We start from the raw sequence: 24943 nt of genomic DNA on the forward strand, positions 1-24943 counted from the left end.
TAATTAGTAGGTTGGTTCTAATAAACAAGCCTGTATATAACTTGGATTAGTAATTGGTTAAAAGGTTCCAACTTTTTTTCTGACAGATTGGTCTACAATAATCGCGTCGAATGAATTGTCTGCTGAGGATGGAACAGCTTCAGGTTTACAGTAAGAAAATAATTGATGAGGATTAAAAATTGAATACTGGGCTTGGCAGTAACACACTACCCACATTTAACGACACCCACACACCACCTGCTGACGCACCACCTGCATATGAAACAACTGCAAAGATAGTTTTTTTGCAAGGCTTAAAGTCGCTTCCCCGGCATATAGCTCTTGTAAAAGCGAAAGAAGTGATTAAAGAACTACTGGATGAGTACCAGATTAATATTGGTGAATTAGTTGGAGGAGCTGGTTCTGGCCCGCATTTATCTGAACGTAGTGTAAGTGTCCCAACAAGATTATCCCCAATCAGACAACTGATGCAAGCAGATGGAAATACTGATTTGTTAAAAGGTTTAAACATACTGGTAGAGGGATTTAACGAAGAAGTATCGGAATTTGAGAGAATAATCGATAGTAAAAATCATAAGGAAATTACTGCCAAGGCTCACGGCCTGACCAGAATAGCCACTCAACTCAATAAAAGATGTTTTAACCCTTATGATTACAGACCTAATTTCATACAATCCACACTGGATGTTTTCAAGCTTGTTATGACCCCCTCTGATTTCAGCCGGTGTTCCAAAGCGATCTATCGATTGTTCGAGAGTACTGGTCAATGCAGCAAAACCGAGGGGCCTACTGATCACCAAAAAAAGGCACTCACTGAATTTTGTGACAAGCTACTCACAGCAACAGCTCATGAGAACTATGCCCAACAGAAAGATATTGTATATGGACGTAAGAACTATGCCGACCAGAGAGATATTAAATTTATAAAAGAGGAGCTGGGGAATGGGTATTATCCGGAATCTTCTTCCAATACGGTAGCTAACTTCTGCTCTACCGTTCTTCTGTTTACCCGGGACGTAAAAGTTTTCCGAGATACTCTGGATGCATTATTCACATTGTATGAATTCACACCATCCGAAGCACCACTGAAGGAGATTCCAGAGGATCTTAATAAAACAATTAATGAATACGCCACAAAAGCAGATGGGTTTGATAGTTATCGTCAGTAATCGGCGTTCAAACTTTTTTCTGACAGATTGGTCTATATTGAGCGCGTCGTAATGAAGTCCGGAAACATATGATTTAGCCGGTCAATAATTCCCGGGGTGTTCTCTCGCTCCCAAATATTTTTATCCAGAAATTTCTGCACATCTTGTAAAAACAGTAGGCGTTTATCGGTTTTGACAACCAGCTTCAAGCCTTCGTTATGTACTCTCTGAACAACATGTAAGAACTGCTCGATTTTATTTCTGCAATAGTGAGATTCATCACCCTTGATACGACACTCCATAAAAACAGCCTGATGCTGTGCCTTGGATAAATCGCTGAAATAGTAATCGGGGCTGAAACAACGGCTTCCAGACAAATGACAGCGACCCACACGACGGATCTGGCACACCGGAATACTGAGTTTTTTAGCGACATCGTCCATTGATACCGATTGCTCTGTAAGCACGGCCGCCGCTTTGCAACCTTGATACTGACCCAGTCGCGATAATGCGTCAGCTGAGTTCACTTCAGGATTGTCCCACCATTGGGAACGGTAACTGCGTCCCTGCAATTCACTCAGGTAAAAAAAGTTATGGGCAGTTTCAGTTAAAGGGTCAACAAAGCCAGGCGTTGCATTTTTGACCGGAATAAGGTGATTTGAGCTGATCAAGATGGCGTTGTTACCCGTCATCACATGTTCCATTATTTCCGCCAGAAATAGTTGGGTACACCCGGACTCACTGTTGGCATCATCGAATACCACCAAATCCTTACCGGCAAGGATTTCGTCAACATTTTTATACCATCGTTTTAGATCACCGCCAAAATCCTGCAAGAGGCTACCTGCTTTTGCTTCGTTGATATACAGGGTGTTGACACCATATTCAGCTGCCTTTCTGGCAACCGCCACACAAAGATGGGTTTTTCCTATTCCCGGCTGTCCGGTCAGGAATAGTCCCATGGGCTTTTTCTTGTCCGGTGTCCCATTCAGATTATTAATCACGGAGTAAGTGAACTTCAGGGCAGTCTGCTTCATCAGGTCCTGCTGTGATGAGGCGGATTCAAAATGTTCGAAATCATCAACAAGATTTTCACTGGGGAACGGTGAACCATGATCCACCGGCTTTGGTTCCCTGACCGATGGTAAAGGCAACGGTGGTTGCTGATGCCAGGCTTGATCGTAACGTGCCGTAAAGCATTCCCAACGAAAAAGACTGAAACGAAGCGCACATTTGATACCACCAATAGAATGGTCATCAGGCACGATGTGGTCAACCCACTGAGCATAATGCGTTTCCCCCCGCTTGATAGCACGGAGTGTCTCAGTACTCGGTGGCTTGTTATAACCATTAATCAACATGCGTTTTATCTGGTCATAGGTTTTCGGCTCAACGAAACTATCCGGACCAAACCCCAGATAGAGATTGCGGCCACTGCTGTTTTGCCCGGTGCATATCAGATTATACCCCATATAATCACCGGTTTTGTGCTTTGCGCGGTAGCTGTCAACGCCCAGAATATAGAGGATATCACCCTTATTGATATCCGACTCAGACAGCTTCTTCACTGGATCCAGGGAAGGTTGTTTCACATACAGAAGATCGTCAAACAGACTGTAAAGAGGGTTGTTAAAATCGATCGGATCAGTATTGTTGCTGCCATCATAAAGCCAGCGGGCAATTCTGAATTTTGAGACCGGTGAACCAAAGATCCTGTTGAACTTGCTGGTGCCAATGATGGTTTCAATGGCTCGATACTGACAGGCCAGCATGGCTGTGGCACAGTCCGCTATGGTAGGACCATGAAAAAAAGCCTCAAGAGACTCACTTGGGGTATGTTTGTTACCCTTTGCGACAAAGCTGGCTTTGAATTCCGAGTCAAAATATTCCGGTAGAGAGTGCATCCCGTAGAGCTTGCTTTTAGACAGTTTGGGAAGTTCATGAACCTGATAATCCTCAGGATAAAAGATTCCCAGAGATTTTTTTTGTGGTTTCAGCTGTTGCTTTGCAGCATCATCTTCCGTCACTGAATAAGAGTCTCGTTCAGCGTAGGGTGTGTTAATGAGCTGGAGCCAGTGGATAATGCTGTTGGCGAATTGCTCAGCCAGGGGCCCATGGCTGAAACGTTCCGGGTAGTCTGTGTGAGGAACCTTTATCCTGCCTGTAGCGCTGAGCTGATCGAGAAACATGGGATCATCATTACAGTCAGGGGACGCTTTTGAAACTGGCATCCCAAAGGCCATAAACTCCTCCAGGGCAATTTTATAGTCACATATTTCCCTTTTTTCCCTTTCCAACCAACTGAAACCCGCTTCTGTTTTCGGACTGTCTTGAGCGGCTTTCATCTCAGCCCTGACATTATTGGGAATGGCTTGAACACCCCCTGAACAGTAACTCGTAAAGACAACAGGAGAGGGGCTATTAACATCAGCTACTAAATTAGGTATAGGACAGGCTTTTACTAGCGAAATACCTGACGGGTGAAAGCAGACAATTGCTGAGTCCATATTCACGCATTTTCACCTTTACTGACGAACAGAAACGAGTAGAGTTGTAATTGGCTAGCCAGGGAAAGGGCATTAAATTTAGCCGAGACCTCTAATTGAGCCGGAAATTCAGAGTTTATCCAGCCGAATATTTAATATTGATTGTTTCAACATATTTTAGACACCCCGTATTCAATTAAGTTCTCCAACATTACAAAATGAAAATCATTCTCTAGAATCAGCTGAAAGAGAAATAGAAGGACTCTGTGAGTATCTCATGACGTGCTTGCAATCGGTACTGACCCGGTTGTTATACCTGTCCGGCGGCGGTTGCAATATATTGGATAATTCAAATAACTATTCACTCCAGCAGCAAAGGTAAAATTTATGGAATCAGCAGCTTTGCAACAGCAAATGGGCGAATCTTTAATTCGCGCATCAAATGCCGCATTTGGCATAGAGAGCCCGGACGGGCATGTATATACCGCAGATGACAAACAGGCGGCACTAGGCCGCCATACTGTCAAAAAACTCAATATATCAACAGGCTATCTTGCAGGCATGGCCGCTAAAGGTGGTATTTCAGGTGCCTTGGGTGGTATTGCAGGCGTTACCTATGTTGGTCTTACCAGAGCCATTGGCGAGTTCTCATGGAAACCGGTGGCCATAGCGGCAGCAGCGGGTGCCACACTGAACGTATTGAGAGCCATCGCCAATGCCAGGCCCATGACACCACTGGAGCATGCCAGCCAGGAACTGGAGCAGACCATGGAAGATGAAGCCTATCTGCTCAATCATCCGCTGGATCAGCCTGACCATGAATACAGCAGCAATGACTTTTTGGTTATCAAAAATATGACCAATAGATACCAGGATTCCTGGAAGTCACTCTGGCTATTATGGGCAGGTATTCACACCGCCTATCACCAGAGTAACTTTAATAACAGCATGAATGAGTTCAGCACTGTGTTAGAAGGTGAATATGGCGTGAAGAAGGAGGATATTAGCAACGTTATTGCCAGTATGGGGGATATCGACTCCCCGGAAGCTGCAACAGAACTTCCGGATTTCAAACGATTGATGACCAAGTTTCCTGTCCCGGCAAAAGACCAGGAAGATCTTGCCAGAATGATGTTTATCTTTCACCACATCATTAAGGAAAGTCTGGGCAAAACCCGGAGTCACTCGGTCAGTGAACTCTACCAGGACCTGCTCAAAACCAGGTACTGCCAATACCGGGAGCGCCTTGAACAGGATAAGATCCGATTGCAAGAAGATATTTGTATTTTGCGGGGAGTGGAGAGAAACCACCCGGCTCCGGTATCAGGCCCGTCTGCAACCGGAGTTGCTGAAAGCTAGCACATGGTTTCAATGTGATTGATGGGTTCCTTTATTGACCTCCAAACCCCGTTCGTCTTGAGCGGAGTCGAAAGGCGTAAACTCCATCGCCTGAAAACTGTGCCAATCACCCTTCGACTCCGCTCAGGGTGAGCGGAGATTGTACACATCAAACTCATCGAAATAATTTACCAGGAGGCTGACCTGCGAGAGGCTTGCTTTCGGGCATCGCTACAGTCCAGGGATTGCGGGAACAAGTCCGGTCGTAAAAAAAGGCTCTTTGCCGGAGCAAGGAGCCTTTGGGTTAACTTTAAGCGTGTTGGTGCTTAGAAGTAGTAGTTGAAGCGGGTACGGAAGGCGGTGGTATCAGAATCCTGGCCTTTGTTTCCGTAAGCGTTTTCAGTGTCAGAGTAAGACAGTGCAAATGTTACCGTCGCGTTAGTGAAGTCCATGATTGGCATGGTGGTCACAGTAGGAATGGCGGTCACCCGCCACCCCCTGCGCAGATCCGTACTTGCACTGCTAGCGCATACGGCTCCTACCTCGAGTATTTAACGTCAAACCGTTGCTCCGGCCATGGATGAAGAACTTTTACTTTGGGCAACACAGTGTTGATGAAGGCACCAAACTTCTTCCAGTTCAGTCTGCTTCTCTGGCTGCGCCGCTTCAAGGCTTTGTACCAAATCTTTTGCACTGCTGTCCTGAAGGCATTGATTCTCAGTCCATTGCCAGGCACCGAAAAGTAGTTCATGTGACCTTGCAGTACACGTCTCAACCACTTCAACTGCTCCGGCACGGGGTCATGCCTGTGTTTCAGGAGATAGTCTTTGATCTTGCTCAATGTCGCTCGCATTCGCTCTTTGCTGGTTCGTCTGACAATGTTGAAGTTTCCACTGCTTCGACTAATACCGCAGATATGAGTAAATCCAAGAAACGTAAACGTCTCCGGCTTTCCCTGCTCCCTTTTCTTCAAGTCAACTTTGGCAAAGCGACCAAAGCGTATCAATCGGGTTTTATCCTCATGCAAGGACAAACCAAACTGCCCAAGTCTTTTACCAAGCTCACTCAGGAAGACCTTTGCATCATGCTCACGCTGAAAGCCCAGCACACTGTCATCCGCAAAGCGAACCACAATCATTCGTCCAGAGGCTTCCCGCTTTCGCCATTGGTCAACCCAAAGGTCAAACACGTAGTGCAAATAAATATTTGATAATAGCGGCGATATCACCGATCCCTGTGGCATCCCTCTTACGCTTCGAACACGACGACCATCCCCGTCGTAGTGCCCTACTTGTATCCACTGTCTTATCAAGCGGATAATGCGCTTGTCCCTCACCCGATGCTCTAAAAACATGATCAGCCACTCATGTTCGACCTGTTCGAAGAATTTCCGAATATCCAGATCCAGCACCCAGTTCACCGGATTACGTTTGATTCCCACCGTCAGAGCATCCAATGCATCATGTTGGCTTTTCAAAGGTCGGTAACCGTAAGAAAAACCACGGAAATCATTCTCGTAAATCCCCTCCAATACCTTGACTACTGCCTGCTGGACTATCTTATCTTCCAGACAGAATACACTGATCGGACGCTCACCACCGTCAGCCTTCGGAATCATTATCCTTCTGGCCGCTCGGGGGCGATAGCTTCCTTTATGTAATCGTTCGTGCAAGGATGCCAGCCGGTTATCCAAATCCCGCTGATAGGTTTGCCATGTAACACCATCTACCCCCGCTGCCGACCTCCGTTTCAATTGAAAGAAACAGTCTTTCAACAGATAAGGTGTAATATGGTGAAACAAGGCCGTGAACTGTAAACGACGATCCTTTGCCGCAGCCTGACGTATACCCAACAGATTGGACATAGTGCTATTCCCGCGCTGAGTCGGGTCACGGACATCCTGTTGGATATTCCTCTTGGTCAAACCCCTTTCCTCCACAACCTCCGCCACAGATCTCTCTGCTTTGTTCGGCGCTTCTCAGGTACTATGGGCTTGTCCGACTTCCTGCCGACGACAATAGGCGTATGGCTATTAACCTTCCCTACTGCGTCTCCTATGGCTAAACAGGAGAAACCAGCAGGATCTCCCGAGTTCCGCACAAGATGCGTACCTGCATGCACAAGGTCTCCGACTGCGCGAGGCCCACAGGTCACTTGCGGTGTAGTGCAACCTGCAATATTGCTTTCTGCATCGCTTAACAACATCAGCACCTCGGATTATTGGATTTCGCAGCTCAATACTTAGCCTACAGGCTCCCCTGTCAACGCTTCACCGGATACCTTACGATATACGGCGCATGACTCGAGGCTGGGGCGACCCGCCAGTCTTACCCCACAGGGACTTTCACCCTTAACATCTTGCCGATTTATCTCGGCACACTAAGCGGTGTAAACAGCGTAAGACTTGGCATCTTCAGGCTTATTGGTAAACTTGTTAACGGCGTAAGAAGTACCCAGACCGAATGCGTCTTTATAGGTGATGTTGGTATTGAACGTGCGTGCTTCCCAAGCGTCTTTGGCATCCTGCATCGCGATGCTGGTGTTCCACACCAGTTCACCAAAGTTCAGGGTTGTGGTGGCTGCCAGACCGTAGCGGTCAGAAAGTTCAAATTTTTCCTTTGTGACTGTATTTGTTGCAGTAACAGAGTCACCGTTGACTTCATATTCACCACCAAAACTGATGCTAAAGAAGCCGTCATCACTCAGATAGTTAACTGCAGGGCGAACCATGAAGCTGTTATGGCTGGAATCAATGTCAACAGCATCCTTTAAATACTCTTTGCTGCTTTCGAGTACGCTTTTGGTTTCCCCGTAAACAGTAGAAACTTCGGCAGTCCAGTTGCCCATCTCGCTGATAATACGAGCTTGACCAGCATCACCACCACGACCACGGCCCTCTTTCGCCATGTAGTAATAGATGCCGCTACCAATGCTGTCAGCGCCATCAGCATAAAACAGCGCAACGTCTTTACCCAGCGGGAACAGATTCATTGCTTCGTAACGGCCAATCTGGAATGCCCAGCTGTCTTTTCGGCCAAACATTAAATAGGCGTCGTCCAGTGCAACAGTACCATTGGTCTTCATCAGTGGCTCAATTTTAGCGGAGATATAAGAACCATCTTCACGGGTAGTGTCCCACTGCACCATCATCTTTACACGTGAATCGTCATTTAGCTCAATTTCCGGATTGTTATCTCCATTGTTTGGACGATTTTCATAGGAACGATCAACCACATCAAAGTTAATCTCAGCATCACCACCAATGGTCAAAGAACCATCCGGAGAAGTCCAGGCCGCATTAGCCGCAGATGTAGCGAGAAGAATTGCAGTAGCAAGCAGTGTCTTTTTCACAGCTGTATTCCTGTTGTCTTACGACAAGATGAGGGGAAATATTGGATTTTGGGAAAGCTGCCTGGTTGACAAGGTGTTCAGTATGTTGACTGTACCGTTCACATGCAGCAGCCAGAACCTTTCAGACTTGATCAAAATCTTCCATCCAAAAACTGCGCGCATTGTATCCACTGCAAACTTACAAAAAGTTGACCCAGCTCAACATCTTGCAAATGTTTCATAAGAAAATAGCTAAATAACAAGGATCATTGAATTTTTGAGTTGCTTTTATGGAAGAGTTACATTGCTTTTTGGGTCTTTAGACATTGACAACACACCGAGAATATCAACAAGGCTCAATCCAACCCATTTAGTCTGCCAGGGCCAATGAAGCCATATCACGGCCAAGCCTACCCCCTTTCCGCCTATTACTTATTGATCATGGACGCCTAACCTCATAAAGTGCCTGCCCTTCTCATGACCAGCACGGAAAGGTCATGAGTTGTATCATCAGTCACCGGGGTCCTTAATGAAGCAAACCAACCACTTCGTCGCTGTAGAAGCCAACATTGCTGCGGGCAAGTCAACTCTTCTTCCCAAACTGGCAGCAGAGCTGGGCTGGGACGCCATTCAGGAGCCTGTGAATGACCCGGAATTTACACGATTGCTTCAGGAGTTCACAGACCACCCAAATGATGCGGTTAAGCGTATTCAGTTTCAGGAGTACATTACCAATCGCCGGGCCAGCATTGTTGAGCAGTTGCCCACTGACCGCAACTATCTGATTGAGCGCTCCCTTTACTCTGATTTGATTTTTACCCAGGCGAACTTTCTGGGGATGGTCAAACCGGATGAACGCTATATGCTGCATTATTGTGAAATCCAGCGCAGACTGAAGGATTATCCGGTGATCAGCGCGGTCATTTATCTCAGAACCGCTCCGAACATTGCCCATAGCCGTCTGATTGAGCGGGCAAGAAGTGCCGAGGATGGAACCCCACTGTCGTACCTCTGCGATATCCATAACTATCATGAGGCCATCCTGCCACAGATCTGCCGCTCAATGGGGACACCATTAATCACTGTGGACTGGGATGATTTTGGCTGCGAAAAGAATCTGGCAAAGCAACTGCTGGCAACGATTCAACCGGGCACGCTGAAGCCTGCCAACTGTGATGCACAAAACCATTATCTGTGCGAAAAGCATTCCGAATATGGGGACGAACAGAGTACGCGCCTGTCATGATTAAAGGATTGATAACCGAAAAGCAGCTAGTATTGGTGAGCGCTCTTGACTTAACAGAGCTACAAACATCAGGATCAGAGGATCTTACACCAGCAGCCTTAGTCTGAAGACTTTCAGTTTGACTTTTGTGTTGTGATCTTGCAGATTCAAGTTCTGTTTTCAAGGGTGAGGGTATGTATTCCCAGACTCCGGGATTTGCGTCGATTGCTGAAACGATAAAGTCAGGATTATCTCGAAGCCAAGTATAAGCATACCTGAAAGCTAAAGAATTATGTCCGATTAAGCCCAGCAAATAATCGCGATCCTTCAATAGTTCTTGCTTAACATGAACCAAGAGACCAATATCATCAGCATCATCAGCAATTAAGGTTTCAATAATGCTTTTATCGCTTCGGATTCTTTCACTTGCATGACGCAGAGCATGCGAACACTGTGCGACAGCGGCCCTTACAACATCAACATTATCCTGAAAATCCGGGCTTGCATATTCCAGCTGTTTGCCTTGTTGAGTGACTGCGGCCATGACGACATCTCTGTCATTCTTCAGTCCTTGGCTAACATATTGCAAGTCATTTGGGTGCTTTGCAATGGTTGGTAATACAAGGTCTTTATCATTTCGAACCCGTCGGCTGGCATACTGCAGCCCTTGCTCCAGCAGGACATTCCTGATCTTTTCTTTATGACCCGGAAGTGGCTGACCCGGTGGAACCTTAAACGCCAGGCGGTAACTCCAACAAGATGGTTCGATAATATAGTATTGATCTTTCAAGTCGTCATACACAAGATCAACCAATTGGGTAGCGTTTTTGCAATTTGACGATAATAAAAGATGATGTAAGAGTTCCCTGCGGGTGTCCAGATCAATCTTATCACTCGCAAACATTTTCTGAAGTTGGTCATCCGATGTAATCACCAACCCTTTTAACTCCTGAACATGATCAATAAATTGTTGGTGGTATTTGCTTAATAACGAAGAGTAGCTGGAAATTATGTCCGCAAAACTATAGGCCAATAAGAAAAGACAATGGTTGAAGGCGAATCTATTGGCTTCTTCTGAAACATCATTGTTAAGGCGTTGTGCAAGAAAGTTAAAGTTCCACTGATCTCCTTCAACAATGGGTCTGTCTTTGAGGTGAAGATCCAGATCACTCATACCACATAACACAGACAGCAGTTTTTCAAAGGCCTCCTGCATGGTTGACCTTAATTTCATTCGGGGGCATTCGACGATAATTTCTCCTGCTACGGTATTGCAACTCAGCTTGATGCCATCAGCATCCTTATCCAGTTCAACCGCTTTGAGTAACTGCGCCAAAAACCACATGCGTTTCAACTTGCCAGGTTTATCACTGCCATCAGGTTTCTTAAAACTGTCAGAAACTTTCAGACGCAAGATGCGTCCTTTTCCCCCCTCTGCGTGTTCAAGTAGCTCGATAACGCACACATGACTTCCTAACACCAGATTAACAATCAAGGCATCATCCATACTGACGACAGTCCCTGATTTTCCTATATCATTGAGGAGCTGTTTGCAGGACGGATTTAATAGCGGTGTCTTTACAGCCGAGCCACCCGGAGTCGTGCAATCAACATAGGTGATGCCCCCTTCATTAGAAAGCCTGCCCTGACCAGAATCCATAGTGACCGGTCCCAACGCCTCAACAAAGCGTTTATGGAGGGCAAAAATTAACTCATGGACACTCCGGACCTGCTCAGCCTCCGAAGGATTGAGTGCTTCAAGGCTGGATTGTAGCTGATGGCAGGCTGACACCCACTGACGAAACCTTCCCACGGGTGGCCGAGATGTTTCAACGGCCTGCAGTGGATGAATGATGGTGTTTACCGCTGAGGTGATGGTCTGTTTCAGCGTTTCGAACCGGGGGATCAGCAGCAGTGATTCTGCCAGCAATGACTTGACCCGGTCTGAACTGCTGTTACCCGCCAGCAGCAAGAATGCGCGGTAACCGTCCAACAGTGCTTCAGCTCCATGAATCAGCCGGTTTACACTGTCCCTGGTCTCTGCCACTAAATGTGCTCGTTGTGGCGACATACTCAGTTTTATCGGGTGTGCCAAACAATCCAGTCCACCGCCAGGGGCAAACAGTGACAGCAGGCGGGCATTTTGATCCGAGAGCCAGTGAAAACCGCTGGCGACCTGACAGAATGTGCCTTGTGGGAGGGACAAATCTTCCCATGACGGGATGTCTCTTGCTAACGGCACATCAGAAAAAGCAGAGGACAGACTCCCGTAACTGACCAGTTTTCTGCTGAGGTCACCGGTAACAACAAAGGCACCGGGCTTACCGTTAAAGCGGGCGCAGGCCAGCGTGGCCTGTTGGCCAACCTGAGCGACCACTGCCGGGTACTGGCCACCAGCCACCATTAAGGGTATTTTTTTCTGTCTCAGGAAGATCCCCACATGGTCATTCCGTCCTCCCGTGGCAACGGCAAAACCCCCTACCCGTTTCAGAAATTCAGGCTCAAGCATCCACTCTTCAGCGTGTTGGGCAACGACAATGGCTCCCTCTGGCATAGTGTCTGTGGCTTGTTTATTGGCCAACCAGAGTGATCCGGTGCAATAGCCTTCACTGACGTCCTCGCCACTGGCCAGGGTCTCTTTGGGTATGGGCATGGCAAACTCCATACCCCCGGGAAGCCGGGTAATAGGGCGTACCTGCAACAGGAACAGGCGACCCTGATGATCGATGGCAAACTCCACATCCACGGGGCAGAGCAGCAGGTCTTCCAGCTTGGTCACCGCTTGCATGAGTTGTTCAATCTGGTCATCACTGAGTCGATACCCATCACCGTCTGATTGTGCATCAGTATCAATCGCTGTTTCCGAATAGCCGTTATTATCTGTGTTTTCGTCCAGGATGAAGTGACTTGAGATGGTCCCGCGAATGTATTGGGCGTTGTAAGCACCTTCTTTGCAATCCTTGCGCACAATGTCGATGCGGTGGGGCGTGTTACCGGACTGCCCTCCTACTATGCCTCTGGGTTGACCGGATGTGTACTCAACCCTGACGGTATTATCACCCTGAAGTGATTGAAAGCTCATGGCTACTCCACCATATTTGCAGTTAATGCACTTTTGGATAATCAGTGCCATGGGTTGTGGTATACCCCCGGAACATAATTCAGGCCGGTAACCTGAGGCCATGACTTTAAGGCAGGTGCGCAAAACATCCTCTTCTCCCTGAACTTCAGAGAGGTATTTACCCGCCTGGGCATCGCCGTAGTTATCTTCGTTGATGCCAGAACTGCGGACAATAACCGGCTGTGATCTGGATATTTGGTCACGCAGAGACCTGATGTGTTTGGCCGCTTCAGAATCTTTAACCTGTTGGTAAAAGTCATTACTGGCGACAAATATTGCCAGACCTGCCAGCCAGTCATTCCTTTTGGTTTGCGCTGAAGGTGGCAAGGCATTGAGATATTTCCTGATGTTCATCAGACTGGTCTCTACCCAAGGTTCACTGGTAATGCCAGAGAGATAGGGAGCTAAAAGACGGGTATCCAGAGGGTGTTGCTCAAGAGCATTCATTACCTCAGCGGTAACACATTGGAACGGCGGGACAGACAATCCTATTTCCTGCATGCGTCGCAAAAACATTCCCTTTCCCCCAAGTTGTTCCCGGTTTGGCGGGGAATGGTTCGCCTGATGGAATGGGGATGACACATGTGAACTGCACAGACGCTTGGCTAATGGATTGTTGACGGCAGGATTGCCACGGGGATCATAATCGTTAATATGCCTTCTGGCTGGCCTGCTGCCCCCGTCAGATAAATTGAGGGACCTGGTATCAGTATTTGGATTCGTTGCCGGGTTTTGATAACCCAAATAATGAGCTTTAACATGAAACATTTAGAATCCCTCTAACATAAATATCCATGAATTTATGACCGGTGTTTTAGTTTTTGAATGATGGTATAGCCAGGAATCTGTATATGACCCTAAATTGGACAAAGATATTGTTATAAAGTTCACAGTAAAAATTAAGTCCATGCCCTATAAAAGAGCATAAAAAAACAGACACTTACCAAACCCGTCGTAAAGCATCGCGAAATCGGGCGGAGATATAAGACAAGAACGCGGGGCAACGCAGGCATGGAACGTTCCGCAATGTGGAATTTTATGCGATAACCAAGCCCGGGCGGCCCCACCTGTTCACTGAGCAATGAACGGTGGAACAGAAACGTTCCCAGAGCGATCTAAGAGCCTTCGCCCGGGCGGGGAGTGTCAGGTGACAGTGTCTATCAGTTAGAGCTCATGGAGTGGATTCTCAGGCCAGGGTGAACTGAACAGATCATTCAACAATTGTTCATCGACCTGATCAACGGTGTTAAATTTCCACTGGGGATTTTTATCCTTGTCAACCAGCCGGGAGCGGACACCTTCGCAGAAATCGCCCTTAAGTACCGTATTGACAGACAGAGCCAACTCACTCTGAAGCGCCTCTTTAAGGGACATGTGCCGGGCTCGCTGTAACTGTCGATAGCCAATGGCTGCCGACAGTGGCGAACCATGAAGTGCGGTTTTTCTTGCGGCCAGCAGCCAGTCATCGTCGGTCTCAAGGCTATCAATGGCGGACATCACATTGGCCAGTGATGGTTGATCCATCAGCCCGGCAATTAAATCCCTGTGTTCACGCACCTTTGAATAGGGTAGCCACCCGGCACTTTTTTCCCGGTATTTCTGCAGGACAGAATAAACGACAGCGTGGGCTTCTGAGGCGTTCCAGTCTGCTTGCTGCAAAGACTCCAGAACATTGTCACAAAATGCATGATCAATAAAACGGTTAGCCAGGCCAACATAGATCGCATCAGCCGCATTAAGCCGACAGCCGGTCAGCGCCATAAACAGGCCAAGCCTGGCGGGCAGATGGCTCAGGATCCAGCTGCCGGCAACGTCCGGATAGAGGCCAATACTGATTTCCGGCATGGCCAGCATGGAGGTATCCGTCACTACTCTGAAATCAGCCCCCGCCATCAGGCCAATACCGCCGCCCATCACAATGCCATTACCCCAGCAGATAACCGGCTTGGGATAGGTGTGAATCAGGTAATCAACACGATATTCTGTGGCAAAAAAATGACCGGGCACCTCAGGCTTGCCATCAATAACCGCCTGCCTCAACGCCCGCACATCACCACCAGCACAAAAGGCCTTTTCACCGCTGCCCTGCATAAACACGGCCACAACATCATCACTGTCACGCCAGTCAGAAAATTGCTGAAGCAACAGGTCAATCATGGATTGATTCAATGCGTTCAATGCTTTTTCAGCATTCAGCGTGATCAGACCAATTTTTTTATTATCCCGGGCATTCAGTTCGGAAAACAGAACATCAGCGGCCATATTCGTACCTCTCCATATCCGTTGGCAAAAGCATAGGTAACTGAGTCTTGATTATCAATGAAAATACAAAACAGGGTATTGAAGATCGGGGCAGCGATAACTGCCCCTGATAAAAGCTATTTACTGACCGGTAGATCCTTCAGACAATCAATGGTGTTGCATTCGATTCTGTCAGTCTCTTTTTGGTACGCCTTCCTGTGAGGCTCACCAAACGAGCGAATAACAAGCTTACCCCTGTTTTGCACCAGCCTGGCCAGGGCAGACTGCATATCCGAGGGCTTGAGTTTGCCAATTTCATCCGCAATTTTCACTCGATTGTCAAAATCCAGCTCGCCACTGGCAATTCCCTGCCAGAAACGACCATTACGTTCATCCATATTGTCGTCTTTCTTCAGCAGGTCACCAATCAACCCCTGGCGATACTGTTCCAGCTCCTGGTCTGTCAGTCCTGCCAGCACCGCTTTCTGATCGTTGAAAAACTGATCTACACGACTTTCCAGGCCAATAGGGTCCAGCTTGGGCGATTGCACCACAAAAATAACACCGGGATGTTTCTCAAAGGGACGAGGTCCGGCAAACACCACGTACCCCAGCTGCTGTTCCGTCCGCAGGCTGTTAAAAAACGGATTTGCCAGCAGACGACCCAGCAATGCGTATTGAGCCCGTTCCCGGTTATCCGTTTCGGGAATCTGGTAATAACTGATCAACATCGAGTCATCATGCTCAATAGCCATATTCAGGACACGGTTGGTGTCGCCCAGAAGGTGGAAGGGCAGATCAAAGCGGTCCCGACGATTATGGTCATTCAGTAATGCCGACTCTACCATTGACGACAGTGTTAGTGCTTCCTGCTGACTGTGGTTGCCATACACCAGCATTTCTATATGAATCTGCCGGTAGAAGTCATGGGCATACCTGATCAATTGCTCATAAGTGACCTTTTCAGCAGCATTCAACAGAACATCATCCTCAGGATAGGATGGATAGGTTGCCTGGCTAAGCGCATCCATTCCCAACCGGTAAGGGGCATGGAACTTCTTGTTTTTCAGCCCTCTGACCAATACTGCCTGTTCCTGTTCAAATGCGCTCTTCTCAGGCTTGAAGGTTGTGACTGCCTTGAGGATGTCTTCCAGCAGTACGGCCTGTTTGTCCTGATATCCGGCAAGGCTGATTAACAGCCCACGCCGTCCGGCCGTGATGCTGTAATTGAGACCCGCCTCCCTGGCCGGATAGCCATATTCATTGAGACTTCTTGACAGCAGCGACTTGTATATCTGGATTAATACATTATCGTCAGGTGTCGCTGAAGCAGCCGGTGTAGAGATCATCACCCGTACATTGCCGCGGGGCATATTGAAGCTGGTATCGGTCAGGCTCCATAGCCGCAATCCCGGCTGTTCCAGAATAACCGATGGCTCAGTGACCTGGCCGCTGTCGTGCAGTTCAAGGTTACTGGCGATAAACGGGTTAGGGTCAGGAATAGTCAATGACTGTCGGGCAATGGGCGTCTTCAGCCGTGTGGCCAGCTCATCGGCAAGGGGCTGAATGCTGTATTGCGTCTCGAAATACGGCTCAACCTGATCCGTAGGCAGGTTCTGGGCAATGACCACCTGACGAAGATTTTCCGGGGTCATTCTGGCCAGATAACCTGAGATGAGCTCAGGGTCGTAGGAGTCATAGAGGTAATTTGCTTCCAACAGGTGCTCCGGTGGCAGATAGTGCATTCTGGCTGCCAGCCCTGAGACAGTCTGCTGCGGATTACGGTCTTCCTGATAGCGAAAGGCCAGTTCCGCAATTTGTTTGCTCTCATCATAGAGCCATGGCTCAAGACCTTCCCTGCGAATCAGATCAAGATAGTCAAATACCATGGCCGTAATCTCATCCACCCGGGCCAACCCTTCAGGCGTCAATTCCATGCGAACGGTAAACTCACTGTATTCATTGGGCAGGTCACTGCTGTAGGCTGCCAGTGAATCAATCAGGCCACGTTCTTTCAACAAACTGTGCAAACTGCCTTTGCCTTCGTAGCCAATGATTCGGGCAAGATAGCCCAGAGGCTTGATATGGTAAAAAGGCTGTGCACTGGGCATGGGAAAACCCAGTGACAGAACCCGGGTATCTTTTAATGGCACAATATTGATTCGGGCCTGCAATTCATTCCGGGTATACGGCTGTTTACCAATAATCAAATCGGGTTTTGCGCCCTGGGGAACCATCGAAAAAGAGGTATTCACCCACTGCTCAAGCTTGTCCAGTGGCTCTTTGCCATAAACAACCACGCCCATATTGGCAGCGACATAGTACCTGTCATGAAAATCCTTTAACGACTGCCAGAGCTGCCCGTCACGATCATGCAGCGTCTCCAGGCTGCCGATATTAAACCGGCTCTTCGGGTGCTCCGGGTTTGACGTGGCATTGAGCGCCATAAAGAGACGCCAGCCATCCTCTCTGGCGTGCAGGCGATACTCAGCATCGACCGCATTTTTTTCCCGCTCTACATAGTTCGGGTCCAGCCTGGGCGCGATAAAAAACTGGGCAAGGCGATCCAGCGCTGGCTGCAGCTGGTCGCTGTTAATATCAAAGTAGTAATTGGTTCGAACATCCGTCGTATAGGCATTACTGCTGCCACCATTGGCACGGATAAATTCAGAGTAACTGTCTACGTCCGGGTACTTTTCCGTCCCCATAAACAACATGTGTTCGAGGAAGTGGGCAAGCCCAAGACGGTCGTCGGGGTCCTGGTAGCTACCAACATTCACATCCACCGCAGCTGCCGACTTGTCGGTATCCGGGTCCGAGATCAGTAGCACCTTGAGACCATTATCCAAAGTGATATAGCGATAATGCCGGTCATCAGCAGGACTTTTTATTACGTCTCCCGGGGTCACAAGGGCTTCTCTCTCCGTCGTCATTGAACAACCTGCTATTGAAACCATGGTTAATACTCCTGCAACCATTGACACCAGTTTTTTTAACATATCAGCTTTCACTGTCTGGAACATCATACAATCTTTTGATCTATCCTGTTTTATTCGGCTTGCTGGCAAATCACCAGCCACCTGCGTTTTCTAACATCACTGAATGTCAGCATGGCGCATCTTCAAGTGGACTACAACAGCAAAGCACTGGTTTTCCATCGGTTTTTCATGAATAATCTGCCCCCCCTTCCTGATACTTCAATTTTTTTGCTTTCATGAAATTCCCCGGCCGACGAAAGATCAAGCATTATTTCCCGGTCAATACCCACAATCGCTTTGATATGGAAAGTTCAGTGTTTGGCCAGGCCAACACCTATATCTGTGGTATTGATCAGAACCTTGTGGATATTACTGCCCGAGTCGATGACTCAGTACTACGGGATTTTGGCCTCGATAAAGGTGCTTCTCAATGGATAGATAACGACCAGGCCAATCGCCTGTACTGTTTTCTTAACGAGCAGCAGCTTATTGAAGACCAGTTTGCCGGTGGCACCATCGGCAACACGCTTCATAATTATTCCGTCCTGTCAGATGATCGTTCCGTTCAATTTGGCGTTATGAGCAAGAACATCCAGGTGGGTGACTACGCGTATCGCTATCTCTGTAATACCAGCAGTAAAGTCGATCTTACCTGGCTTCAGCCGGTTGATGGCCCTATTGGCCGCTGCTTTGCGCTGATTACGGCAGATGGTGAGCGAACCTTCGGTATCAGCCCCGGTTTTATGAACCAGCTCAGCCCCGAGTACATCGATGAAACAATCATCGCCGAATCTTCTGGCCTGGCGCTAAGTGCTTATACGCTGGCAAATCCTGACCTGCCAATTTATCACGCCATGGTAAAAGCAGCACAGCTGGCAAAAGAACATGAAGTTCCGGTCATTTTGACCCTGGGCACCCGGGGACTGGTCAATGCCATCAAGCAGCCACTGATCGAGTTTCTTAACGAATACGTCACCATTGCCGCCATGAACGAAGAAGAAGCCGAGGCATTGACGGGAGAGCCGGACCCGCTGTCATCTTCTGCGCATATGCTGCAATGGGTTGATATGGTGTTACTGACGGCTGGTGCCGAAGGTCTTTATTTAAGTGGTTATACTGAAAAAGCGCTGGCCAGGGAAACTGACAACCCTATCCGTTCCGGAGCGATCAGTGATTTCAACAGGTATGAGTTCAGCCGCCCTCTGCTGCGCGCTCACTGTGAAGAACCACTGAAAGTATACTCACACATCAGCCCCTATCTTGGCGGCCCCAAAAACATAAAAAACACCAACGGTGCAGGCGACGGTGCATTGGCAGCGCTTATTCACGATATGGCTGCCAACTACTATCACCGTCAGGTATTACCAACCTCAAGCAAACACAATAAGCCCTGGATTTCTTACTCATCCTTTGCCCAGGTTTGCAAGTACGCCAACCGGGTCAGTTTTGAAGTGCTGGCACAAAGCTCTCCCCGTCTGTCCAGGGCATTGCCGGAACGGGAGATGAGCCTGGAAGACAGTTACTGGGACCAATAAACGTCCATATCCGCCCCTTTTAACGATGCCAGAATCAACGGCATCGTTATTCTACCCGGCTGTCAACTGTCAGCTGCTATAGTTGTTCGATCACCTTATGCCAGAGAAACCGCAATGAAGGATTGTGTCGTCTTTTATGGTGCCAGTGTAACCAGTCGGTCAAAAACTCAGGCCCGGGAAATTATTGACCGTGCGATACATATCTGTGAGTTACTCAGAAACTATGGTTATCAATGCCATGCCGATGTTGTTCTGGATGACAAGCTGCACAGTCGATCAGCAGCGTCCATAACCAATATCCCTGAAAAGTTTCTCAAGCTCAGTACCGAAGAACAGGTCAATAAGCTTTACCCTTTTCGTGCGTCTGATCCCAATGAGCTGCATAAAGAGCTGGCCTGCTACTACTGGGGACTGGACAGTTTGAGAAACGCCCGGTTCTGCCTCTGGGATTTGACTTACCCGTCCACAGGTGCGGGCTTCGAACTGGCAACCGCTCTGACACTGGGTAAAAAGTGCTTTTGTTTTTCAGAAAACACCCGAATATCATCCACCGTGTGTGGCTATCCACTGAACTCCCTGACGATCAGCAACTATGGTGACGGGTTTGAACAACTGTTACTTGAATTCATAAAAGCCAGTGACCGACATTTCAATATAACCCCCGGGGAGTAGCCATGGAGAATCCAGGAACACTGTAAAGAATGCTGTGACGCGGTTAAAATAAAAAATCATTTAACAGTAAAGTGCCGCCATGGATATCAGCCATTTAAGAGAAGAGTACACTCAGGCCGGGCTCAGTCGGGACAACCTGAAAACCAGCCCCTTTGACCAGTTTGAGCTCTGGTTCAAACAGGCCCAGCACGCCCAGCTGGCCGAACCCAATGCCATGAGCCTTGCCACCGTTTCTGCGTCAGGTATGCCATCCCTGAGAACGGTACTCCTCAAGTATTTCGACCAGTCCGGCTTTGTCTTTTTCACCAACTACAGCAGTAATAAAGCCAGGGATATTACCAGCAATCCCCACGTTGCCATTATGTTCCCCTGGGTAGCCCTTGAACGACAGGTGGTCATCCAGGGCAAGGCAGAAAAAATTTCCACGGCTGAATCACTGCGTTACTTTACCAGCCGCCCTCATGGCAGTCAGCTCGGTGCCTGGGTATCACATCAAAGCTCAGTCATTACCGGACGCAAGGTTCTGGAATTGAAACTGGAAGAGATGAAACGCAAATTCAGGGAAGGAAAAGTGCCTCTGCCCGATTTCTGGGGTGGCTATCGCGTCGTGCCGGAGAACATTGAATTCTGGCAAGGTCGCCCAAGCCGCCTGCACGATCGCTTTCAATACACCCGGTTGTCCGCAGAGAAGGGCTGTGACTGGCAAGTCGACCGCCTTTCTCCCTGAAACCCCGTCAGTTTTTTATGGGCACGTTATGAGTAAAGAAACCGCTGCACGAATCGCCGTAAGGGATGCGCTTATTCAACTGGTTGAACTTAACCGCTTATTCCGGGAAGCCATTGAATCGGACCATGGATTACCCATCTGGACCATGGAGACGGAGTCCGAATCCACAAACCAGCGTGCTCTGGCAGCGGGTATTGCCACCCGACTGACCTATATCGAAGAGCAGAACAAACAGGAGACCGCCCGCTTAACCGGATTGGTCGGCGTTTCTGAGCAGACCTTACAACTGGGCGAAGAACTGAACCTCTGTCGTGATCAGTTTAAAACGGCGATGGCCGACTTTCGCAAGCTGTTTGGCGACAGCATCGAGGCCATTGAACAGGCATCCGATGATTTACGGGATGGTTTACTGGGAGGGCTGCAGGTCAAACACCTGCACTTTGTGCAATGTTACCGGCAACTCAAGCTCTTTCCAGAGGCCCCGAGACGGGTTGGTTTCAGTTGGGCTGCAAGTCACAGTGGCACGGTCAGGCTGACCGCCGAAGAAGCGATTGTCCATTTCAGAAAGAAATACATAGCCTCCGTCGCCGTTAATGAAGACATTGGCCTACTGGAAAAAATGCCCGCCAAAGAAGTGGTGGTGATCAAGCGTATACTGGCTCCCCACCTGAGGGCCAATATTACCTGGTCAAAGGATATTCAGGCGCTCAGGCAGGCGGATCCGGCACTGAAAAAACAGTATCCGGCACAGATTAACTCGCCCCTCCCCCTGTTCATTCAGTTGAAGCCGGGAGAGCCGTTACCGGAGTTTAACCGAATTCGCCCCTATGACCCATCTGCCAGACAGGAAAGACTGCAACGCAGTGATGCCCGTCTGGTTAAAATTAACGACAATCCTCATTCAAGAATTTACCGTTATGCATAACTCTCAGGCATCTTTTTCCCTGAGATAAGCTTCCAGGTCCGTATAACCGCCAACGTACTGCTGACCATGAAAAATCTGGGGTACCGTTTCCACTTCCTTGCCGACGGTCTTCGACAGGTCAGCCTTACTGATCCCCTCTTCGTAGATATCAACGTATTTGAAAGGCAAACCTTTCATCTCCAGCAGCTGTTTGGCTCGTACACAGAATCCACAGCCAGGACGACCAAACACAGTAAACCGATCCATTATTTATGCTCCATCAGGTTCATAGGAAAGCACCAGCTGGTGCAGATAAGTATTGAAGCAGGCACCATAAATGCTATTCGGCTGATAAATGCAGCCTGCTGTTCACAGAAACTACCTCTCTCAAACGTTGCCGGGCCTGCTTTTCTCCGGAAAATCTGCAGGCTGCAACCACCTGATGCCAGGGTTGATTCTGGATCACTCGAGTGACCAGCAGCCTTGCATCCACAGCATCTATATCACCCGCCCCCAGTATTCGAAAGGTCACTCTTTTGATGACATCAATGCAATTCTCATATTGTCTCTGCCCCTCTGTAAAGGAAACCAGCTCACGCTGATTATCGCCGGACAAAGCATAATCATCACTGCCCCTGATTATCGGTGCCATCATGGCAAAGATGGTGGCAACTACTTCAAAATCAAGCCCTTTAAGTTCATCCATCAATAACCACCGCAGCTGAGCCAGGCATTTCTTATGGGCCTGATCAACCAGGCGTTTTGCAGTGTGCGATAATGGCTTGAGCATCATGGCAGAATGGGTACCACTGGCGGCGTCTCTGGACAAACCAACCCGCACGGGCACATAGCAAGAGTCGCCCCAGAACTTCAGAAGGTCATCGGTGGCACCAAACAGGGTGCCCAAGTAATCAATATGCTTATTTGCGGCATCCTGTTGGAGTTTATCCAGCAACATTTTGCCCAACCCTGTTCTCTGGCAATCAGGGTGAACCGCTATTCTGATGACCCGGAGTCCTTTCAGGAAGATAGCTTCCGGTAAGCCCAGGTGATTACTCAGCGACTGCGGCAGCATATGCCCGCGAACCCTGCGCCTGCCCAGCCAGATATCATCGGCCAGTGCCGGGTCAATCCCCCCTTCTCTGGCTGCCAGAAGCACAGCGATCAACCGTTGCTGTCGATCAAAAAGACCGTAGACCTCCATGTTCCCACCATCCAGCAGATGGCGAAGGTCAAATGGCCGGGTCTGATAATGAGCGAGAACCAGCAAACCAAACAGCTGAGTTAACAAGTCTTCATTGAGCAGTAATTCTTCAGATGATATCTGCCTGAAAGTGCACTGCTGCGAACGGATACTTTCCGGCTTATCAATGGCAGCGGGCACTGCATTGAGCAGCAGCGCCCTGAAGACAAAGTCTTCCAGGGGGTCATCCGGCTGCCAGCGAATCGGCTCGGCCATTCTCAGCTCGTGCCACTGAGGTGTTTTGCTATCCAGAACCTTTCTGAAGCGGATGGCAAAACCCCGGCCGGTTCCTTCGTAACCGTGAATAGTTGAAGCATAGACAATCCGACTGTGATGAGTCAGCATTTTTTCCAGCAAGGGTGTGGGAATGGCAGCGGCCTCATCAACCAGCAATAACTGGGTTGCAGGCATTGTCTGAACCAGATCGTCCGGAGGGATAAACTGAAGTCTGCCTGAAAGGCCGGCATGAGCCTCGCCTAGCACTTTCCCGGCATGGTGAAAGAACACCTCTGCGGTACTTTTTGAGGGTGCGGTTATGATTATCTGCTCAACACCTTCCAGCAACAACTGTGCTGCTGCGATGCCCAGAGCTGCACTTTTCCCCTCTGCCCCGATCGGCCGTCAGAACCAGCGGGCGACGGCGGTGCCCACGAAACACCTTGTGTATTCCCCGGACCGCCCGCATTTGTGAACGGGTTTTACAGGGGGCGGTGACCGTCTCGTCCTTGTCACCCGGTGTTTTTTTATCAGGATTATTTTCAGCCTCCTGAATCCGTAATCCTCCTCCCTGAGTCAAGAGAGATAACTGATTGGAGGCTTTAATCATTTGCGACAAGCGCTGCAAATATCGTCCGGAGATATCCTCAAATTGTTGAGGGTAAACCTGCATCCGGCGATGTTCAGGGTCGTGGAAATATTGCCATCGGTCCAATGGCGGTATTAACAGTACCAGAATGCCACCGGCACTTAAGGTTCCACTAATGGCACCAAACGCATCGACATCAAAGCCTGCATGGGCATTAAAGATAATGTTCTGATGCTCCCTGCCTAACCGGGACAGACACTGTTTTGCCGCAATGACTTCTGAATTTGAGGCAGCAAGCTCTGGGAAATCTTCGCCAATCAGAAGAACAGACTCTGCCAGGGCTGGAACCATTTCCACCACTTGAGTCTTACACCAGTCCGCATCGCCTGCACATACCAGCAAACGCCGGTGCCCGAACAACCTGGCGGCTGATTTCAGGGATAGAGCGAGTTCTCCAGCGGTAGAAATGGTCTGTTTACTCATGGATATCAGGAAGCCTCAGGCCCGGTTTTCACCGACCTGCCACCCTCTTTCACAACATACGCTTTGTTGATAATAACGGAGTCAACGGGTACATCACCGTGTGGGCCACGATAACCCGTCTTCACTCTGGCAATACTGTCTACCACATCCATGCCTTTGATGACATGGCCAAAAACGGCATAACCCGGCTTATAAGGCTTACCATTGAGAAATTCATTATCTTTAAGATTAATGAAAAACTGAGAGGTTGCACTATCAGCGATCTGGGTTCTGGCCATGGCAATAGAGCCACGGCTGTTCTCCAGACGCTGATTCAGCAGCGACTCATTTTTGATCGGCGCGCGGGTGGCCCGCTGGCTCATATCCTCGGCAAAGCCTCCCCCCTGAATCATGAAGTTATTAATCACCCGGTGGAATACCAGGCCGTTGTAGAAGCCACTTTCAACATACTCGATAAAGTTGTTGACGGTGACGGGTGCCTCTTCGGGTGCCAACATCAAAACAATATCTCCTTTGCTGGTTTCCAGAACCACCTGAAACGCTTCGATCTTCTTCTCTGCGGCCTCAGCTGACTCTGTCGCTGCACCATACGCCAGGGTAGTCAAAAAAAGCATGGTGCTTCCCAGCAGCCAGTTTCGCATCAAACGCATTTATTCTCTCCAAAGCAGAAAAAGTTAAAACCACTTTATGCAACATAAACGGATAGA

The 24943-nt window shown here is 48.7% G+C and carries 16 protein-coding genes and 1 pseudogene; 7 read left to right on the forward strand and 10 right to left on the reverse strand.

All coding sequences use genetic code 11. The features are described 5' to 3' along the window. Positions 1–179: 179 nt before the first annotated feature. Positions 180–1169, forward strand: a complete 990-nt coding sequence (locus O3276_RS03770; RefSeq protein WP_269674442.1) for a hypothetical protein — start codon at positions 180–182, stop codon at positions 1167–1169. A 32-nt stretch (positions 1170–1201) separates the two neighbouring features. Here the strand turns inward: O3276_RS03770 and O3276_RS03775 are convergent, their stop codons facing one another. Next, a complete protein-coding gene (locus O3276_RS03775; protein WP_269674443.1) occupies positions 1202–3493 on the reverse strand; it encodes a hypothetical protein in 2292 nt (763 codons plus the stop codon). 528 nt (positions 3494–4021) lie between these two features. Here O3276_RS03775 and O3276_RS03780 point away from each other — a divergent pair. Beyond that, positions 4022–4993, forward strand: coding sequence for a hypothetical protein (locus O3276_RS03780; RefSeq protein ID WP_269674444.1), 972 nt, complete (start codon positions 4022–4024; stop codon positions 4991–4993). Between the two features lie 517 nt (positions 4994–5510). On the opposite strand, the gene ltrA is transcribed toward O3276_RS03780, so the two are convergent. Both ltrA and O3276_RS03790 read right to left on the reverse strand, forming a co-directional pair. Next, positions 5511–6896, reverse strand: a complete 1386-nt coding sequence (gene ltrA / locus O3276_RS03785; RefSeq protein WP_269673230.1) for a group II intron reverse transcriptase/maturase — start codon at positions 6894–6896, stop codon at positions 5511–5513. Positions 6897–7351: 455 nt separating this feature from the next. Further along, the gene (locus O3276_RS03790) at positions 7352–8323 is read right to left on the reverse strand and encodes a carbohydrate porin (RefSeq protein WP_269674445.1); all 972 of its coding nucleotides are present in this window, start codon (positions 8321–8323) and stop codon (positions 7352–7354) included. A gap of 508 nt (positions 8324–8831) precedes the next feature. Here O3276_RS03790 and O3276_RS03795 point away from each other — a divergent pair. Then, on the forward strand, positions 8832–9548 hold the full coding sequence (locus O3276_RS03795; RefSeq protein WP_269674446.1) for a deoxynucleoside kinase: 717 nt from the start codon (positions 8832–8834) through the stop codon (positions 9546–9548). Between the two features lie 478 nt (positions 9549–10026). Here the strand turns inward: O3276_RS03795 and O3276_RS03800 are convergent. The 3 genes and pseudogenes from O3276_RS03800 to O3276_RS03810 form a co-directional block, all read right to left on the reverse strand. Next, positions 10027–13416, reverse strand: a pseudogene (locus O3276_RS03800) (PEP/pyruvate-binding domain-containing protein); the annotation flags it as partial. Between the two features lie 396 nt (positions 13417–13812). Further along, a complete protein-coding gene (locus tag O3276_RS03805) occupies positions 13813–14910 on the reverse strand; it encodes an enoyl-CoA hydratase/isomerase family protein (protein ID WP_269674447.1) in 1098 nt (365 codons plus the stop codon). 116 nt (positions 14911–15026) lie between these two features. Further along, on the reverse strand, positions 15027–17846 hold the full coding sequence (locus O3276_RS03810; RefSeq protein WP_269674448.1) for an insulinase family protein: 2820 nt from the start codon (positions 17844–17846) through the stop codon (positions 15027–15029). 257 nt (positions 17847–18103) lie between these two features. Between O3276_RS03810 and O3276_RS03815 the strand changes: the two genes are divergently transcribed. The 4 genes from O3276_RS03815 (at position 18104) to O3276_RS03830 (ending at position 21726) form a co-directional block, all read left to right on the forward strand. Continuing rightward, positions 18104–19402 carry an inosine/guanosine kinase gene (locus O3276_RS03815; RefSeq protein WP_269674449.1) on the forward strand — a complete coding sequence of 433 codons (1299 nt, stop codon included), beginning with the start codon at positions 18104–18106 and terminating at the stop codon, positions 19400–19402. A gap of 114 nt (positions 19403–19516) precedes the next feature. Then, positions 19517–20074 carry a hypothetical protein gene (locus O3276_RS03820; protein ID WP_269674450.1) on the forward strand — a complete coding sequence of 186 codons (558 nt, stop codon included), beginning with the start codon at positions 19517–19519 and terminating at the stop codon, positions 20072–20074. Positions 20075–20153: 79 nt separating this feature from the next. After that, on the forward strand, positions 20154–20801 hold the full coding sequence (pdxH, locus tag O3276_RS03825) for a pyridoxamine 5'-phosphate oxidase (RefSeq protein WP_269674451.1): 648 nt from the start codon (positions 20154–20156) through the stop codon (positions 20799–20801). 28 nt (positions 20802–20829) lie between these two features. Beyond that, positions 20830–21726, forward strand: a complete 897-nt coding sequence (locus tag O3276_RS03830; RefSeq protein ID WP_269674452.1) for a DNA replication terminus site-binding protein — start codon at positions 20830–20832, stop codon at positions 21724–21726. Positions 21727–21729: 3 nt separating this feature from the next. Here O3276_RS03830 and O3276_RS03835 read toward each other — a convergent pair whose 3' ends face one another. The 4 genes from O3276_RS03835 to O3276_RS03850 form a co-directional block, all read right to left on the reverse strand. Further along, the gene (locus O3276_RS03835; RefSeq protein ID WP_269674453.1) at positions 21730–21972 is read right to left on the reverse strand and encodes a GrxA family glutaredoxin; all 243 of its coding nucleotides are present in this window, start codon (positions 21970–21972) and stop codon (positions 21730–21732) included. Positions 21973–22045: 73 nt separating this feature from the next. Further along, positions 22046–23512, reverse strand: coding sequence for a GNAT family N-acetyltransferase (locus tag O3276_RS03840; protein ID WP_269674454.1), 1467 nt, complete (start codon positions 23510–23512; stop codon positions 22046–22048). After that, positions 23496–24236 carry a tRNA(Met) cytidine acetyltransferase TmcA domain-containing protein gene (locus O3276_RS03845; protein WP_269674455.1) on the reverse strand — a complete coding sequence of 247 codons (741 nt, stop codon included), beginning with the start codon at positions 24234–24236 and terminating at the stop codon, positions 23496–23498. The genes O3276_RS03840 and O3276_RS03845 overlap by 17 nt, the downstream gene beginning before the upstream one ends. Positions 24237–24241: 5 nt before the next feature. Continuing rightward, the gene (locus O3276_RS03850) at positions 24242–24850 is read right to left on the reverse strand and encodes a peptidylprolyl isomerase (protein ID WP_442876558.1); all 609 of its coding nucleotides are present in this window, start codon (positions 24848–24850) and stop codon (positions 24242–24244) included. Positions 24851–24943 lie beyond the last annotated feature (93 nt).

It is taken from the genome of Endozoicomonas sp. GU-1 (assembly GCF_027366395.1).
Lineage (GTDB): Bacteria > Pseudomonadota > Gammaproteobacteria > Pseudomonadales > Endozoicomonadaceae > Endozoicomonas.